The 16,250-nt window shown below is 53.6% G+C and carries 16 protein-coding genes; all 16 read right to left on the reverse strand.

The genetic code is table 11. The features are described 5' to 3' along the window. Nucleotides 1–136 precede the first annotated feature (136 nt). The 16 genes from PsWM33_RS24980 to PsWM33_RS25055 all read right to left on the reverse strand — a co-directional run bounded on the left by PsWM33_RS24980 (nucleotide 137) and on the right by PsWM33_RS25055 (nucleotide 16,220). Nucleotides 137–1,276, reverse strand: a complete 1,140-nt coding sequence (locus PsWM33_RS24980) for a CaiB/BaiF CoA transferase family protein (protein WP_063302053.1) — start codon at nucleotides 1,274–1,276, stop codon at nucleotides 137–139. A 426-nt stretch (nucleotides 1,277–1,702) separates the two neighbouring features. Continuing rightward, nucleotides 1,703–2,512: an alpha/beta hydrolase gene (locus tag PsWM33_RS24985; RefSeq protein ID WP_063302026.1), complete on the reverse strand. Its 810-nt coding sequence runs from the start codon at nucleotides 2,510–2,512 to the stop codon at nucleotides 1,703–1,705. 4 nt (nucleotides 2,513–2,516) lie between these two features. Next, complete coding sequence (locus PsWM33_RS24990; protein ID WP_063302027.1) at nucleotides 2,517–2,936, reverse strand: RidA family protein; 420 nt, start codon at nucleotides 2,934–2,936, stop codon at nucleotides 2,517–2,519. Then, entirely contained in the window at nucleotides 2,933–3,355 is a 423-nt protein-coding gene (locus PsWM33_RS24995; protein ID WP_082827146.1) for an acyl-CoA thioesterase, read from the reverse strand. Before PsWM33_RS24995 ends, PsWM33_RS24990 begins: the two co-directional genes overlap by 4 nt. After that, a complete protein-coding gene (locus PsWM33_RS25000; protein ID WP_063302028.1) occupies nucleotides 3,345–4,028 on the reverse strand; it encodes an ABC transporter ATP-binding protein in 684 nt (227 codons plus the stop codon). The genes PsWM33_RS24995 and PsWM33_RS25000 overlap by 11 nt, the downstream gene beginning before the upstream one ends. Then, a complete protein-coding gene (locus tag PsWM33_RS25005; protein ID WP_063302029.1) occupies nucleotides 4,028–4,777 on the reverse strand; it encodes an ABC transporter ATP-binding protein in 750 nt (249 codons plus the stop codon). The genes PsWM33_RS25000 and PsWM33_RS25005 overlap by 1 nt, the downstream gene beginning before the upstream one ends. Beyond that, nucleotides 4,770–5,795, reverse strand: coding sequence for a branched-chain amino acid ABC transporter permease (locus tag PsWM33_RS25010; protein WP_063302030.1), 1,026 nt, complete (start codon nucleotides 5,793–5,795; stop codon nucleotides 4,770–4,772). The genes PsWM33_RS25005 and PsWM33_RS25010 overlap by 8 nt, the downstream gene beginning before the upstream one ends. Further along, nucleotides 5,782–6,702 (reverse strand): branched-chain amino acid ABC transporter permease, encoded by a 921-nt coding sequence (locus PsWM33_RS25015; protein WP_063302031.1) that lies wholly within the window; start codon nucleotides 6,700–6,702, stop codon nucleotides 5,782–5,784. The genes PsWM33_RS25010 and PsWM33_RS25015 overlap by 14 nt, the downstream gene beginning before the upstream one ends. A 107-nt stretch (nucleotides 6,703–6,809) precedes the next feature. Beyond that, nucleotides 6,810–7,949 (reverse strand): ABC transporter substrate-binding protein, encoded by a 1,140-nt coding sequence (locus PsWM33_RS25020; RefSeq protein WP_063302032.1) that lies wholly within the window; start codon nucleotides 7,947–7,949, stop codon nucleotides 6,810–6,812. Continuing rightward, entirely contained in the window at nucleotides 7,946–9,592 is a 1,647-nt protein-coding gene (locus tag PsWM33_RS25025) for an AMP-binding protein (RefSeq protein ID WP_193778466.1), read from the reverse strand. Before PsWM33_RS25025 ends, PsWM33_RS25020 begins: the two co-directional genes overlap by 4 nt. Further along, nucleotides 9,534–10,745 (reverse strand): acyl-CoA dehydrogenase family protein, encoded by a 1,212-nt coding sequence (locus PsWM33_RS25030; protein WP_063302033.1) that lies wholly within the window; start codon nucleotides 10,743–10,745, stop codon nucleotides 9,534–9,536. The genes PsWM33_RS25025 and PsWM33_RS25030 overlap by 59 nt, the downstream gene beginning before the upstream one ends. Continuing rightward, nucleotides 10,746–11,567, reverse strand: coding sequence for an enoyl-CoA hydratase family protein (locus tag PsWM33_RS25035; protein WP_082827147.1), 822 nt, complete (start codon nucleotides 11,565–11,567; stop codon nucleotides 10,746–10,748). Then, nucleotides 11,567–12,049: a MarR family winged helix-turn-helix transcriptional regulator gene (locus tag PsWM33_RS25040; protein WP_057463890.1), complete on the reverse strand. Its 483-nt coding sequence runs from the start codon at nucleotides 12,047–12,049 to the stop codon at nucleotides 11,567–11,569. The genes PsWM33_RS25035 and PsWM33_RS25040 overlap by 1 nt, the downstream gene beginning before the upstream one ends. Then, entirely contained in the window at nucleotides 12,046–12,798 is a 753-nt protein-coding gene (locus PsWM33_RS25045; RefSeq protein ID WP_063302057.1) for an SDR family NAD(P)-dependent oxidoreductase, read from the reverse strand. The genes PsWM33_RS25040 and PsWM33_RS25045 overlap by 4 nt, the downstream gene beginning before the upstream one ends. Nucleotides 12,799–12,809: 11 nt before the next feature. After that, nucleotides 12,810–15,107: a bifunctional salicylyl-CoA 5-hydroxylase/oxidoreductase gene (locus PsWM33_RS25050; protein WP_063302034.1), complete on the reverse strand. Its 2,298-nt coding sequence runs from the start codon at nucleotides 15,105–15,107 to the stop codon at nucleotides 12,810–12,812. A gap of 294 nt (nucleotides 15,108–15,401) precedes the next feature. After that, the gene (locus PsWM33_RS25055; protein WP_063292285.1) at nucleotides 15,402–16,220 is read right to left on the reverse strand and encodes an MBL fold metallo-hydrolase; all 819 of its coding nucleotides are present in this window, start codon (nucleotides 16,218–16,220) and stop codon (nucleotides 15,402–15,404) included. Nucleotides 16,221–16,250 lie beyond the last annotated feature (30 nt).

A 16,250-nucleotide genomic window follows, 5' to 3' on the forward strand; every position in this document is an offset into this window, starting at 1 on the left:
ACCCTAGGAGATTCGAGAGGATGTCCTCAGTCATGGGATGTGCTCAGAGGATTGGGCTGAGGCAGTTATGACGTGGGAGGGAGTGCTGAGGCCCCCTCCGTTTACAGTTTGTTTCGCATCGTTAATTGTCGCAGATTCAGGCCAAAGTTTTGCTCTTTTGCATATCAACGATATCAGCTTCAGAGAAACCAAGCTGCTGTAAAACCTGTGCAGTATCGTCTCCGGTTCTTCCTGCTGGTTCAGGTGTTTGCGGAACTGTACGGCTGAAGCGCGGTGCGGGTGCTGCCTGGGTGACGCCGTTGAGGCGGATGCGGTTGCCGCGCTCGGTGTTGAGAGAGGCTGCGTTTGCCTCCTCAATGGAGAGCACAGGGGCAACGCAAGCGTCAGTTCCCGCAAAGACGCCGGTCCAGTGGTCCAGCGTATTCGCCTTGATGGCAGCGCCGATTTGCTCTTCCAGCTGAGGCCACTCTTTCATGTTCATCTGGATCTTGGAAAGCTCTTGCGGGAGGTCCAGCCCTTTTAGCAGCAGAGCGAAGAACTGAGGTTCCAGAGAACCAACGGACAGATAGCGGCCATCTGAGGTTTCATAGCAGCGATAGAACGGGGCACCACCGTCCAGCAGGTTCGTTTGGCGTTTGTCCTGCCAAAGCCCGCGGCCCAGCAAGGAGTAGATCAGGCCCATCATGGCTGGCACGCCATCGACCATGGCTGCGTCGATCACCTGTCCTTTGCCGCTTCTGGTGCGCTCAAACAGCGCTGACAAGACACCTAGCAGCAGGAACATGGACCCGCCGCCGTAGTCTGCCGCCATGTTGAGTGGTGGAACTGGTGGGCGGCCTTCTTCACCAATGGCGTGGAGCATGCCGGTCATGGCGAGGTAATTGAGGTCGTGGCCGGCGGCATGAGCCAGTGGCCCGTCCTGCCCCCAGCCTGTCATGCGGCCATAGATCAGGCCCGGGTTCTTGGCGAGGCATTCGTCCGGCCCAAGGCCAAGGCGCTCCATTACGCCGGGGCGGAAGCCTTCAATCAGGATGTCGGCTTTCTCAACGAGGGAAAAGAAGACTTTGACTGCCTCATCGCTCTTCATGTTCAAAGCGATGGACTTCTTGCCTCGGCGGTTGACATCCTTGTCGATCCGCTCGCCGGTGCGGCGGTCGACGACGATGACATCGGCTCCCAGATCTGCAAGCAATTGTCCGGCCATGGGCGCTGGGCCAAGGCCTGCCATCTCCACCACCTGAAGTCCCGAAAGTGGTCCCGCTTTTGCTGTTGTCACATATGCCTCCCCAGTCAGCCAAGTCCTGCGCATACGGGCAACTTGGAAAGTGCCCGTTTCCAGAGTTGATGCCTTACAGAGCTGGCTTGTCAGATGAGTGTACCTGCAAGCCGCGCTGGGCGGATAACTCTGGTTCGCGTTGTTGGGTCAACCTTAGAGCGGCTGGTAGCAGTTCCACAACTCTCCATTTGGTGAATAGGCTATCCAATAGGTTAAGACGAGTGGAGGTTATAGGATGGCTTTTCAATCTGATGCGCTGGGCTGTGTCGTTTGCTGTGAGGGGTGCTTTCTGATGAAATGAATTCATCAACGCAGTTACATAGCAACTTAAAGTAACGCATGAATCACTTAAACCACGCAAAATTACACATAAGAACGCAAAGTCGCGTGGCTTTTATAATGTCTATATATTTCAGTAGGTTGTGATTATGTATTCAACATAGTTGTGAGGAGTAGGCTGTTGGGCTGCTCCAGCGCCTCTACCACGGTAAAATGGTTTTTGCCCGGATCCTCATAGGCGGTGATGTGTGTTTCGAAACCGCCCCACATTGCGCAGTGGGTTGCATTTTGCCGTCGAAACTCTGCCAGCTCCTCAGCGCCAACCCAGCCTGTAAAGCGTAGATTATCAAGAGGTTCGTGCAGGACTGGACTTTCTGCCAGCGCCTCGGCTTCGTCGATATGCAGGGTGTCGTTCATTGCTGTCCTGCGGATTGGCCGCAGATCGTAAACCCCGCTGATGCCGAGGATGTGCTTGATCCGACCAGTGATACTATCTGGTATCATCCGGTTTTTGCAGCCCAACCTCGCTACCAAGTGTCCACCAGCAGAATGACCGGTCAAGTGAATCGATCCTTCAACTTGTTCAGCTACAACTTCAAGAGCTCGCTGCATCTGATTGGTAATGCTATCTATTTTCGCATCCGGGCAGAGGTCGTAAGAAGGCACGACAACGGTGTACCCCATCTCGACAGCCCCCTTCGCCAAGTGGCTGAAGGCGGATTTATCGAAGGCCTTCCAGTACCCGCCATGAACGATCATGACGAGCCCTTTGGACGCCTCAGTGCCTTGTGGGAAGAACAGGTCGAGCTTTTCTCTCTCCCCGCTTCCGTAGGCTACGTCCAGTTGGTTTTTTGAGGCCTCGCGAAACGCTTTGGAGCGCTCAACCCATTGATTAAACAGCTCTTGTGCGTTTGGTACTGCACCGGAGTTATGATAGGCCGCGTCCCAATCCCGCATCACGTTATTCCGTTCTTGGCAGTACTGCCGTTGCTTCAATTTCCACTTTGGCCTGATCTTCCACCAAATCTGCCACCTGGATCATGGTCATGGATGGAAAATGACGGCCAAACACAGAGCGATACGCCTCGCCAACTTCGCGCAGGCGAGCGGTGTAGTCTTTCTTGTCGACCACATACCACGTCAGGCGCACCACATGCTCTGGCTTAGCGCCAGCTGTGGCTAGAATTTCGCTAATGTTCTCAAGTGTTTGCTTGATCTGATCAATGAGATCATCGCTCTCGAAGACCTGCTGGCCGTTCCAGCCGATTTGACCTCCCAGAAAGATGGGTGTGCCTTCTGCCATAATGCCATTGGCGTATCCAGAAGCAGGCTTCCAACCTTCCGGCTGGAGAAATTTGAACAGTGCTTGTTGTGTTGTCATGAAGGTCCCTCTTCCTTCAGGAAAAATTCCATTTGTTTCTTAATGGCTTGTGGCCAACTCGCTGGCTTCTTGTCCTCGCCTTTGACGTAGACAATGACCGAGCGACTGGTGAGACGAAGCTCGTCCTCGCATGTCACCGTAAACTCCAGATGGACGCTGGAGCGTCCCAGCTTTGTGACCTGGAGCGTGAATAAGAGTTCGTCACCAAGCTTGCTCGGCTTTTTGAACTCTGTTTCGATCTTGGCTGTTGGGACTGCATCCCCTTGATTTATATGAATTTCTACGAACGACGTGCCGAGCGATTGCTCGAACCACTCTTCGGTGACCTGATTGATCATCTCGAAGTAGCGGGGATAAAAGACAATTCCAGCGGGGTCGCAGTGCTGGAAGATCACTTTGATCGTGCGTTCAAAGACCAAGGTATCTGTCCTTCATTTCCTCGGTGAGTGTATCCGGGCGGCCTGCCCAGACTGACTCGCCTTTTTCCAAAATGACGGCCTGATCAGCCAGCGGAAGGAGCTCCTTGAGCGTCTTGTCGATGATGAGAATGGACAGTCCTTCCTTCTTCAGCCTGGCGATCGCCTGCCAGATTTCCCCGCGCACCACAGGTGCCAGACCTTCCGTTGCTTCATCGAGTATCAGCAATTTTGGGTTTGTCATCAAAGCTCTGGAGATGGCAAGCATTTGCTGCTCTCCACCAGACAGCGTGTTTGCGCTCTGACTTTTCCTCTCCTGAAGGCGTGGAAACAAGTCATAGACGCGGTTCAGCGTCCATGCGCCTTTGCGGGCGGCCGCGCTCAGATTTTCCAGAACAGACAGGTTCGGGAAACAGCGACGACCTTCCGGGACCAATCCCAGACCAAGGCGTGCGGCTTTGTGGCTGGACAGGCGGTTCAGGCTTTGACCGCGAAACTCAATGGTACCTTTGGTTGGCGTAACCATCTGACAAATAGAGCTGATTGTGGTTGATTTGCCCATGCCATTGCGGCCAAGCATCGCGACCATTTCGCCTTCATTGACGGAGAGGTTCACACCGAAGAGCGCTTGCGCAGCACCATAATGGGCTTCCAAGCCTTTGACTTCTAACAGCATCAGGCTTCCTCCCCAAGATAAGCTTCTCTGACAAGTGCACTGGCGCGGATATCATCGACCGAGCCTGACAGAATGGCTGCACCGCCCACCAGAACCGTGATGCGATCTGCCAGACGGAACACGGCATCCATGTCGTGCTCAATGAGCAGGATTGGGATTTCCGGGCGAATTTCCTCAAGGAATTCAGTGAGCTGAATAGAGCCTGTCGGGCCAAGGCCTGCCATGGGTTCGTCCAGTAACAGTGCTTTAGGTTTGAGAGCCAAAGCGCAGACGACTTCCACCTGACGGCGCTCACCGTGAGAGAGTTCCGAGACCGCGATATCTTCGCGACCACCGAGGCCGACTTGTCTGAGCCAGTTTCCAGCGGTTTCGCGCAGTTCTTCGTCGGACTTGGTTTGCTTCCAGAAGCGGAAACTGGAGCCCTGACTGGCTTGTACGGAGAGCATGACATTGCGACGGGCGCTGACGTCCATGGCCAGCGAAGAAACCTGGAAACTGCGGCCCAGTCCCTTACGGGACCGGCTGGCGACTGTCTCTGAAGTTACGTCTTCACTATCCAGAATGATGCTGCCGCTGTCAGGTGTGATCCAGCCTGCAATCTGACCGATGAGCGTTGATTTACCAGCCCCGTTTGGTCCGATAAGCGCATGAATCTCATTGGGTTTCAGGTCCAAGGATACGTTTTTTGTCGCTTGCAGAGCCCCAAAGGATTTGTGCAGGCCTTTGACTTCAAGAACCGGTTTAGTCATGGCGTGCTCTCCCTGCAATCATGCCCATGACGCCACCTCGGGCGAACAGAACGACCCCGAGCAAGGCCAGACCAAGCAGCAGTTGCCAGTGCTCTGTCCATTCGCCGATATAGGTTTCGAGCAGTACGAACAGGGCGGCGCCGATAACAGGGCCATAGAGACGCCCGACGCCGCCAAGGATGACGAACACCATAATCTCTCCGGAACGGTGCCAGGAGAGCATTGAAGGGCCTACAAAGCCGTTTAGCTCGGCAAACAGCGCTCCTGCAAGGCCGGTGATCATCGCGGAGATAACAAAGCCTGTGAGCTTGATCGGGAATGGATCAATGCCAGAGGTTGCCAGCCGTGTCTCATTCATACGGGCGGTGCCAAGAGCTGCACCGAAACGGGAGCCAGACAAGCGTGCTGAGACGAAGATTGCACCGAGCAGCAGGACAAAACAGACAAGGAAGAACGTCAGAGCGCTTTCTGCATCTACCATTGGAAATTCGTTGCGCAGGTAAATTGAAAGCCCATCTTCACCGCCGTATGTCGGCCAGGAAATGGCGAAGTAGTAGATCATCTGGGCAAATGCCAGTGTGATCATGATGAAGTAGACGCCTTCGGTTCTCAGCGAAATTGCGCCAATTGCTAAGGCAGCGATGCCGCAAATGACCATTGCGACAATCCAGATAATAAGCATCTGGTTGGTGCCGGAGATCGCAAAAGGCATGGCCATGAAGAGGGTTTCTTCAAAGCTGTGAAAGGCTGCAATACCAGTGGTGTAGCCACCAATGCCGAAGAAGGCTGCATGGCCGAAGCTGACCATTCCGCCTTGCCCGATGGCAAAGTTGAGGCCAACGCCAGCAATGGCAAAGATGGTGATCAGGCTTGCCAGATTGACGTAGTAGTCTTCTCCGATGGAAGACGCCCAGAGCGGCAGAGCCAGCAGGATTGCCATAACTGCGATGTTAACGACGGTCTCGCGGCTCAGCTTTGGCATGTTGATGGATTTTGGAGCTGTATCAGTTCGTTGCATTGAAAAGCCCCTTTGGTTTGACTGCCAGAATGCCTGCCATCATCAGATAGATAAGCATGGATGACAGAGCTGCCCCGACGCTGTTTGCACTGGCATTTTCCATGAAGAACTTCAGGATAACGGGCAGGAAAATACGTCCCAGAGTATCTACGAGGCCAATCAGGATGGAGCCGATGAGAGCGCCTTTGATTGAGCCAATGCCGCCAATCACAATGACCACGAAGGCCAGAATGAGCACTGGTTCTCCCATGCCGACCTGTACGGAGCGCAATGCGCCGACCAGAGCACCCGACAGACCTGCGATCGCAGCGCCCAATGCGAAAACGATGGTGTAAAGCGTTTTGATATCAACACCTAAGGCAGCGATCATCTCGCGGTCACTTTCACCGGCGCGGATCCGCATGCCAAGGCGCGTTTTGGAAATAAGCAGGTAGAGAAGCAGGGCAACAGCCAGTGCTGCCAGAATGATAAACAGGCGATAGACCGGATAAGCTTCTACGCCGGGCAACGCCATGGTGCCCCCCAGAGCTGCCGGAATGTTGAGGTAAAGTGGCATGGAACCGAAGACCATGCGGGTGCCTTCAGAAAAGATCAGAATAAGAGCAAAGGTTGCCAGTACCTGATCAAGGTGATCGCGGTCATAAAGCCTGCGAATGACAAGCATTTCGATAAGTGCACCAGCTGCCGCCGCTCCAAGGACACCACCACCAAGACCAAGCCAGAAAGAGCCGGTTTGCTGAGTGATCCAAGCGCAACAAAAGGCACCGACCATGTAAAGCGAGCCATGAGCGAGGTTGATCAGACCCATAACGCCGAAGACCAGCGTGAGGCCAGCTGCCATCAGAAACAAAGTGAGACCGAATTGCAGCCCGTTCAATACCTGCTCAAAAATCAAAGCTGCCGTCATTTATGATATTCCCGAGGCTTCTTTTTCATTGTTACATCAGTATAGGGGATCAGCGGAGAAGGATTAGGGTTTCCCCGCTGATTATTATTTTACTTCAATGTGTTGGCTTACTTCATTCGGCACTTGGATGCGTATGCATCCTGATGGCCTTTGATTGCGACACCAACGATTTTGTTGGTGATCTGGCCATCTTCTTTCACCACTTCACGAACGTAAATGTCCTGAATTGGGTGATTGTTGTTGCCGAACTTGAAGTCACCGCGCACAGAAGCGAAATCGGCTTCTTTCAGAGCTGCGCGGAAGTCATCTTTGTCGCTGACATCTGCCTTTTCCATTGCAGAAAGGATCAGATTTGCAGCGTCATAGCCCTGAGATGCGTAAAGGGAAGGCAGGCGGCCATAAGCTTCTTTGAAGCCTTTGACGAATTTAGCGTTTACTTCGCTCTCAATGTCCTTACCCCACTGTGAGGAGTTTGCGACGCCGAGTGCAGCGTCGCCAATCGCAGGCAGAATGTCCTGTGAGAAGGAAAACGCCGGGCCCATGACTGGCACATCAACGCCGGACTGGGCGTACTGCTTCATGAACGCGATGCCCATGCCTCCTGGCAGGAAGAAGAATACGCTATCTGCACCAGAAGCACGGATTTGAGCGATTTCTGCTGCGTAATCGTCCTGACCAAGCTTGGTGAAGAGTTCACCTGCCAACTCGCCCTTGTACATCCGCTTGAAGCCCTTCAGAGCGTCGGTGCCAGCTGGGTAGTTTGGTGCCAGAATAAAGGTCTTCTTGTAGTCAGCTTTATTGGCGTGAGATCCCATCGCTTCATGGAGGTTGTCGTTCTGCCAAGCCACGTTGAAGTAGTTTTCATGGCAAGCTTTACCAGCCAGCGCAGATGGGCCTGCATTCGGGCTGATATAGAGCGTGCCTTTGCGGGTGGCAGCTGGAACCACAGCCATTGCCAGGTTGGACCAGATGATACCTGTCAGGATATCTACTTTGTCTTTCTGAATGAACTTGTCTGCCAGTTTCTTGGCAACGTCCGGTTTGCGGGCGTCGTCTTCTACCAGCAGCTTAACATCGGATGCGCCTGCTTGTTTGAGAGCAAGCTCAAAGCCATCGCGGACGTCGATACCGAGTGTGGAGCCACCGCCTGATAAGGTGGTGATCATGCCAATTTTAACTTCGGCTTGCGCCATGCCAGCTGTACAACACAGAAGGGCGGCTACTCCGGCTGAAACGAGTTTTTTCATATAAGTTCCCCTGATTTATCCTCGACCAGCTGTTCCTTCAGACGGAATCTTTGAATTTTACCAGTCGCGGTTTTTGGTAGCGAATCTACCAGTTTAAGTGAACGAGGGTATTTATAGGGCGCTATAGTAGATTTTACATAGTCCTGAAGACGTTTGATTACGTCTGCATCTTGTGGGTGGTCCTCCACCAACACCACATGTGCTTCTACAATCTGTCCCCGGTCCTCATCAGGCACGCCGATAACAGCACACTCGGACACTTCCGGGCTGCTTAACAGAGCAGCCTCTACCTCTGGCCCGGCAACGTTGTAGCCGGACGTGATGATCATGTCGTCTGCGCGGGCTGCGAAGTGGAAATAGCCTTTTTCATCCTGATAAAAGGCATCACCTGTCAAATTCCAGCCGTCGCGGACATATTTCTGCTGCTGGTCATCTTGCATATACCGGCAACCGGTTGGTCCTCTTACGGCAAGTTTGCCAACTGTGCCGCGTGGAACCTCCTGCATGTTCTCATCAACCACTTTTGCCGAGTATCCTTTGATCTCCCGGCCTGTGGTTGCTGGCATAGCATCTTCCAAATGGTTGGAAATAAAGATGTGCAACATTTCCGTTGCGCCAATCCCATCCAACATTGGAATGCCAGTTTTTGCTTTCCATCGCTCAAACACTGGTGCTGGCAATGTTTCTCCCGCTGAGACTGCAATGCGCAGTGAGGACAAGTCTGCCCCCTCTTCCATTGCCGCCATCATGGCACGGTAAGCCGTTGGTGCTGTGAACGAGATCGTTGCCTTGTAAGTCTCAATGATCTCAATAAGCTGCTTAGGGCCTGCCGTTTCCAGCAGAGTAGCGGTTGCGCCGAAACGAAGCGGGAAAATTGCCAGGCCGCCGAGGCCAAATGTAAAGGCCAGTGGCGGACTGCCAACAAACACGTCCGATGGCTGGATGTTCAGCACTTCCTTTGCATAGGCATCTGCGATGATCAGCAGATCGCGGTGGAAGTGCATGGTTGCCTTCGGCTGTCCGGTGGTGCCAGATGTGAAACCCAGCAGGCAGACATCGTCTCTGCCCGTTTGAACAGCCTCAAACTGAACAGGCTTTGATAGTGCGACCTTATCCATCTCACCGGCAAAGTTGGCCGTGCCATCGAAGCTCACGATTTTGCTCAGATGGTCGTTCTGCTCAAGGCAACGCTCCATCTCTTCCATAAGGCGAAGATCACACATGGCCAGTTTGATTTCGGCCTTGTCGACGATCTGGCTTAACTCGCCAGCCCGCAGCATTGGCATGGTGTTGACCACCACAGCGCCTGCTTTTGTGGCAGCCAGCCAACAGGCGACCATGGCCGGGTTGTTTGCTGAGCGGATAAGAATGCGGTCGCCCGGTTCTACTCCGTAATCCTCCTGCAGAGCTCGAGCGATGCGGTTCGTCCAGTCCGCAAGCTCCTTGTAAGTACGTTTTCTGCCATTGCCGATGAGAGCAATGTTGTCACCAAAGCCGCGTTCAACCATCTTGTCGGTCAACTCTACTGCGGCGTTGATGTAATCTGGGTACTCAAACCCCTCCAGCTGGAAAACTGGCTGCTGATCAATTGGTGGCAGCCTGTCCCTTGTGAAGGTGTCCTTGTGCGCGCTTGGTCCCAGCATTTCTCCCCTCCTGAGAAAGCAATTGCCTTGCTACTATTATTTTCTGAACATCGGATGCGCCTTCGTAGATGCGAAGAGCTCTGATCTCACGGTAAAGTTTTTCGACAGTATTGCCTGAACGGACGCCCTCACCCCCGTGGATTTGTACCGCCTTATCAATGATTTGTTGGGCCTGATCGGTTGCAAACTGCTTTGCCATGGCAGCCTCGCGAGATACTCGTGCTGCCCCCATGTCTTTCGTCCATGCAGCGCGGTAGATCAGGAGTGCAGAGGCATCAATGTTGATTGCCATTTCCGCCAGATGGCCCTGCACCATCTGCATATCGGCCAGCACGCCATCCCCCAGCTTGCGGGTTGTTGCGCGTGCTACGGCTTCTTCCAATGCACGGCGGGCAAAGCCCAGTGCGGCAGCGCCGACGGTGCAGCGGAAGACATCCAGAACCGACATTGAGATCTTGAAGCCTTCTCCGGCTCCCCCAATGCGGTTTGCTGCTGGAATGCGCAGTTGTTTGAAGCCCAACCGTGCCAGAGGATGAGGTGCCATCACATCCAGCCGTTCTTCAACGGTTAAGCCCGGTGTATCCGCCGGTACTATGAAGGCGCTGATGCCTTTGGCTCCCGGTGCTTCGCCCGTCCTTGCGAAGACAACGTAAAGGCCTGCAATGCCGCCGTTGGAGATCCAGGTCTTTTCACCATTGAGCACATAGTCATCGCCGTCGCGGATGGCGGAAAGTTCAATGTTTGCAACGTCTGAACCGGAGTCTGGTTCTGTTAGTGCAAACGCAGAGAGTGTCTGGCCTGTTCTGGTTTTATTGAGCCACAACTGTTGTTCTGGCGTGCCAAACAGGCTGATGGCGCCTGTTCCCAGACCCTGCATGGCGAAGGCGAAGTCCCCCAGACCGTCGTGACGGGCCAGTGTTTCGCGCATGATGCACAGGCTTCGGACATCCAGCGGTTTGGGATCAGCCGGATCAACAGCAGTGAGCTTCAGGAAACCAGCAGAACCAAGATCATTAACGAGCTTGATACAGGCAGCATCCGTGTCGGAGTGGTCAGCTGGAAGGTTTTCGCAGCACCAGTTTTCTATGGCTTCGGCCAGCTCTCGGTGTTTTTCTTCAAAGAACGGCCATGTGAGGAAGGTGGTGTCAGCCATTTATGCCCCCTCAAAGACCGGTTTTTCTTTTGCAACAAAAGCTTTGTAGGCAGTTTCGAAGTCTTTGGTCTGCATGCAGATGGCCTGCGCCTGTGCTTCAGCTTCAATCGCCTGATCCAGACCCATGTTCCATTCCTGATTGAGCTGGGTCTTGGTGATGCCGTGAGCGAAATTTGGCCCTGCCGTGATGCGCTGCGCCATGCGAATAGCATCGGCCTCTAGTGCTTCTGTGGTGGACATAGAGTTGAAGTAGCCCCAAGTGTAGCCCTCTTCAGCGCTCATGGACCGACCTGTGTAGAGCAGCTCTGCAGCACGTCCCTGGCCGATAATGCGCGGAAGAATGGCACACGCGCCCATGTCACAGCCTGCAAGACCGACGCGGGTGAACAGGAACGCTGTTTTGGCGTCTGGTGTGCCAATGCGCAGGTCTGATGCCATGGCCATGATTGCCCCAGCACCAACGCTGATGCCGTCTACAGCTGAAATGATTGGCTTGGTACAGTTGATCATGGCTTTGACCAGATCGCCCGTCATACGCGTGAACTTCAGCAGGTCTTTCATGTCCATTGCAACAAGCGGACCGATGATGTCGTGGACGTCTCCACCTGAGCAGTAGTTGCCTTCGTTGGAGGCGATTACAACGCCATTAACGTCGTCTGCATAGACGAGATCGCGGAATGTATCGCGCAGCTCGGCATAGCTTTCAAAGGTCAGCGGGTTCTTACGGTCCGGGCGGTCCAGTTGGATGACTGCGACATCACCTTCCATGCGCCAAATGAAGTGCTTTGGCTGCAAATTCGCCATTTTGTAGGTTGTCAGCATTATCGGGCCTCCCCCTCCCAATCGCTTGCAAATACCTTCAGTGTGTCAGCAAGGGTTTCTGCTTCATCGGGAGAAAAGTGAGAGAGCAACTCATTGATCCACTCGCGGTGGCTTGCTGCCATTTGCTCAAAATTCTCGCGGCCTTCTTTGGTGAGCAGAACCACAGAGGTTCTCCGGTCTCCGTCTCTCAAGGTGCGCTGAACCAGACCGTCCGTGGTCAGGCGATCAATGAGGCCGGTGACGTTGCCGTTGGATACCATCAGGTATTTGGAGAGCTGGGACATGAGCATGCCCTCTGGCTCCCGGTAAAGTGCCGCCATCACGTCAAAGCGTGGCAGGGTCACGTTGTAGGTTGTCCGCAGCCGCTCTCTCAGTTCGCCTTCAATCGCACGAGAGGCGCGGAGCAATCTCAACCAGAGGCGAACGCGGGACTTGTCGTCGGTTGCTCTGTCAGCCTTGAGCATTTCCTGTGAGGCAGTCATTGGGTTTCGCCTCCTGATACTGAAATAGCTTGCCCTGTCACAGAGCGGGCGCCATCTCCGATGAGCCATGCCACTGTGGCGGCGACTTCGTCCGGCTGGATGAAGCGTTGCTGTGGGTTGTCCTTGTAAAGAGCGGCCCGTGCCTGCTCTTCGTTCATTCCGGTTTTTTGCATGATGTTTTCGATCGAGCGTTGCAGCATTGGGGTCTCTGTGAATCCTGGACACACAGCATTGACCGTAAATGGCTTGCTGGCAAGTTCGAGTGCCAGTGATCTGACCATACCGACGACACCATGTTTGGCTGCGGCGTAGTGAGAGACATAGGAATAACCGCGCAAACCTGCTGTAGATGCAATTGCGATCAAACGCCCATACTCCTGCCCTTTCAGGCATTCCAGTCCCTTTTGGAAGGTCAGGAATGTACCTGTCAGGTTGATGTCGAGCATGCGCTGGAAGTCTTCCCGTTCGATCTTTCCAAAAGGTGCAGATTCTGCTGCACCCGCATTGGCAATCACGATGTTGACTGGTCCGTTTGCTTCAGCCGCCTTTTCAAACATCTGCCCAACGGACACTTCATCGGTAATGTCTGCTGTAACAGCGCTGATGCGGCTGTTGGCACTTGCGACCAGGTCAAGCGGCTCGCGTCTGCGCCCAGCAATGGTGACGTTGATGCCAGCCCCCGCGAGGTGGCGGGCTATTTCAGCCCCAACGCCTGTCCCGCCACCTGTTATGAGTGCATGCTTTTCCAAACCGATCTTCCTCACACGCGAACTTTCATGGTCTCGGCGCGCTCTGCCAGACGGTACAGCTGGTCACGGCCAGCATGATATGGTTCTGGCCAGTACACACCTTTGTCGCCCAATTCAGCAGCTGCGTGCAGTGTCCAGTACGGATCGGACAGATGTGGACGAGCAAGACATACAAGATCTGCGCGACCAGCCATCAGGATTGAGTTCACATGATCTGGCTCGTAGATGTTGCCGACAGCCATGGTTTTCATACCGGCGTCGTTGCGGATACGGTCTGAGAACGGCACCTGGAACATACGACCATAAACCGGTTGTGCGCGGGTGCTGGTCTGACCTGCGGAGACATCGCAGATATCAACGTCAGCTGCGTCCAGCATGCGGGCGATCTCAACGGCTTCTTCTGGTGTGAGGCCCTCGTCTTCCACCCAGTCCGTTGCTGAGATGCGCACGGACATCGGTTTGTCTTGCGGCCATGCTTCGCGTACTGCTTCGATGACCTCCAGCGGGTATCTCATGCGGTTTTCAAGCGATCCGCCATACTCGTCTTCACGCATGTTGGTGAGTGGTGAGATGAAGGAGGACAGAAGATAACCGTGGGCGCCGTGGACTTCGACCATATCAAAACCAGATGCGTCTGCCATCTTGGCTGCATTCACGAACTCTGCCTTGACGCGGTCCATGTCTGCCCGGTCCATTTGCTTTGGCATCTGGTTGCGTTCAGACCAAGCGATTGGAGAGGCGGCAAGAAGCGGCCAATTGCCGTCGTTCAATGGCGCGTCCATCTCTTCCCAACCAACTTGCGTTGAACCTTTTGGACCGGCATGACCAAGCTGACAGCAGATCTTTGCGTTGCTGTGTTCATGCACAAAGTTGCTGATGCGCTTCCATGCAGTTTGGTGCTCTGGTGCGTAAAGGCCCGGGCAACCTGGTGTGATGCGGCCACCAGCGCTGACACAGGTCATCTCAACAACAACCATCCCTGCTCCACCTTTGGCGCGTTCGCCATAGTGGGCCAGATGCCAGTCGGAGACTGTTCCATCTTCTGCTTTGTACTGGGCCATAGGCGAGACAACCACGCGGTTGTTCAGTTCCATCTCGCGAAGTTTGAACGGTGCGAACATTGGCGGGCGTGGAGCATTGTCAGTATCCGACACTCCGGCTTGATTTTGGAACCAGCCTTCTGCTGTTCCCAGCCACTCAGCATCGCGCTCTCGCAGATTCTCATGGGAGATGCGCTGGGAGCGTGTCAGGAGTGAGTAATTGAACTGAACTGGATCCAGGTGCAAGTAGCGTTCGACGTTTTCAAACCATTCCAGTGAGTTACGAGCAGCGGACTGGAGCTTAAGAACTTCCAAGCGGCGCTCGTCCTCGTACTTCTGGAATGCACTTTGAATGGAGTTTTCGCTGTGCAGATAATCTGCCAGTGCAATGGCGCTTTCCATGGCAAGCTTTGAGCCTGATCCGATAGAAAAGTGTGCGGTTGCAGAGGCATCGCCCATGAGAACGAGGTTTTCGTGGGACCATTTCTCACAGAGCACGCGTGGGAAGTTGATCCATGCAGAACCACGGACGTGGTTTGCGTTGGTCATCAACTGATTGCCACCAAGATGCTTTTCGAAGATCCTCTCACAAGTCCGGCACGATTCAGCCTGGCTCATATCTGCAAAGCTGAACGCCTCATAGGTCTCTTCTGTACACTCTACAATAAAAGTCGCAGTGTCATCATCGAATTGGTAGGCATGTGCCCAGATCCAGCCGTGCTCTGTTTCTTCAAAAATGAAGGTGAAGGCATCATCGAATTTCTGGTGGGTGCCGAGCCAGACAAACTTGCATTTGCGGGTGTCGATGTCTGGCTTGAAATACTCAGCAAACTCTGTGCGGCTGGTGGAGTTCAGACCATCTGCAGCAACAACGAGGTCGTAATCTCCCATGAGCTCTTTTGCGCTTGTGTAGTTGCGCTCGAATTCCATGTTTACGCCAAGCTCTTTAGCCCGGTCTTGTAGCAGCAGAAGCAACTGCTTGCGGCCAATGCCGCAGAAGCCGTGACCGCTGGAGACGTGGCATGTATCTCGGTAATGAACCGCGATGTCATCCCAGTAAGCAAAATGCGCGCGGATGGCTTCAGCGCTTTTCTCGTCGTTGACCTTGAAGTTGTCCAGTGTCTCATCTGAAAGAACAACACCCCAACCGAAGGTGTCGTCAAACTTATTTCGCTCAATGACTGTGACCTCATGCTGAGGATCTCGCTGCTTCATGCTGATTGCGAAATAAAGACCTGCCGGGCCGCCTCCAAGACATGCGACTTTCATTGCTCTCTCCCCCTTAGGCTGCAAGTGCCTAATTCCAACTTGAGATAAGCGTGACAGGTTTTTTAAATTATTTCAAACATAAAATATCTAAGTATAAAATATACAAAGAGTGGCCAATTGTCAGTCTAACGTGCTGTATTTTATATGCTTATTTTTGGTTTGTAGCGAGCTGCCTTATCTCGGCAGAGAAATATATTTATCTCGCACGCGTCACTGATATATCTATATCAGCATGAAACGTGGAGGTCTGGCAAGCATTGATTCTGTTTAGGTATCATAAAATATGCGACGGCTTCAGACCGTCGCATGTGCTGGAAATTTGATTTCCTGACCATCAAAGGCAGGTGAAACACCTTCTGGAAGGTCTGTCCGCAAGTGCTGATAATCCAGATCGCAATGCAAATTGGTGAGGATGCTCTTGGCAGGTTTCATCTTCTCAATCCACGCCAATGCATCATTTACGCAGAAGTGGCTTTGATGTGGCTTCTGACGCAGTGCGTCCACAATCCATGTATCCAGTCCCTTCAATGCATGAAAGCTGCTTTCCGGGATATCGTTGACGTCTGGCGTGTATGCCAGATCCTGAAAGCGGAAGCCCAGTGCATCAATGTCGCCATGATGGACAAGAAATGGTAGCGCAGTGATCGGTCCCCCTGCACCATCGATGGTGACCGGAGTGCCATTCGTCAGGCGGTTTTCGCTCAGGATTGGCGGATAACCGGAACCTGGCGGCGTGACAAAGCAGTAGTCGAAGGCAGACCGGACACGCTTTGAGGTGAACTCATCCATAAAAACGGGCACTTTGGCACGCTGCATGAGCGCAAAGAAGCGCAAGTCGTCTATACCATGCAAGTGATCTGCGTGGGCATGGGTATAAAGTACTGCGTCCACGTGTGTGACACCGGCTGCCAGCATCTGCTCACGCAAGTCCGGGCCGGTATCCACAATTATGGTCGTCGTGCCATTTTCAGAGAACCGCTGAACCAGCAGAGCACATCTACGGCGGCGGTTTTTCGGTTCATTGGGATCACATTCGCCCCAATCTCCACCAATCCTTGGTACGCCGGTAGATGAGCCGCAGCCCAGAATAGTGACCTTAAAATTGCTGGTCATCGGTCCTCTCAAAATACAATGGCAACACGA

Origin of the sequence: Pseudovibrio sp. WM33 (assembly GCF_001623165.1) — a bacterium.
Lineage (GTDB): Bacteria > Pseudomonadota > Alphaproteobacteria > Rhizobiales > Stappiaceae > Pseudovibrio.

Bases quoted from the DNA above. Each gene is read 5' to 3' on its own strand.
- PsWM33_RS24985 (WP_063302026.1), bottom strand. From the start codon at position 2,512: ATGCGGGATTGGGACGCGGCCTATCATAACTCCGGTGCAGTACCAAAC.
- PsWM33_RS24990 (WP_063302027.1), bottom strand. From the start codon at position 2,936: ATGACAACACAACAAGCACTGTTCAAATTTCTCCAGCCGGAAGGTTGG.
- PsWM33_RS25000 (WP_063302028.1), bottom strand. From the start codon at position 4,028: ATGCTGTTAGAAGTCAAAGGCTTGGAAGCCCATTATGGTGCTGCGCAA.
- PsWM33_RS25005 (WP_063302029.1), bottom strand. From the start codon at position 4,777: ATGACTAAACCGGTTCTTGAAGTCAAAGGCCTGCACAAATCCTTTGGG.
- PsWM33_RS25010 (WP_063302030.1), bottom strand. From the start codon at position 5,795: ATGCAACGAACTGATACAGCTCCAAAATCCATCAACATGCCAAAGCTG.
- PsWM33_RS25015 (WP_063302031.1), bottom strand. From the start codon at position 6,702: ATGACGGCAGCTTTGATTTTTGAGCAGGTATTGAACGGGCTGCAATTC.
- PsWM33_RS25020 (WP_063302032.1), bottom strand. From the start codon at position 7,949: ATGAAAAAACTCGTTTCAGCCGGAGTAGCCGCCCTTCTGTGTTGTACA.
- PsWM33_RS25025 (WP_193778466.1), bottom strand. From the start codon at position 9,592: ATGCTGGGACCAAGCGCGCACAAGGACACCTTCACAAGGGACAGGCTG.
- PsWM33_RS25030 (WP_063302033.1), bottom strand. From the start codon at position 10,745: ATGGCTGACACCACCTTCCTCACATGGCCGTTCTTTGAAGAAAAACAC.
- PsWM33_RS25035 (WP_082827147.1), bottom strand. From the start codon at position 11,567: ATGCTGACAACCTACAAAATGGCGAATTTGCAGCCAAAGCACTTCATT.
- PsWM33_RS25040 (WP_057463890.1), bottom strand. From the start codon at position 12,049: ATGACTGCCTCACAGGAAATGCTCAAGGCTGACAGAGCAACCGACGAC.
- PsWM33_RS25050 (WP_063302034.1), bottom strand. From the start codon at position 15,107: ATGAAAGTCGCATGTCTTGGAGGCGGCCCGGCAGGTCTTTATTTCGCA.
- PsWM33_RS25055 (WP_063292285.1), bottom strand. From the start codon at position 16,220: ATGACCAGCAATTTTAAGGTCACTATTCTGGGCTGCGGCTCATCTACC.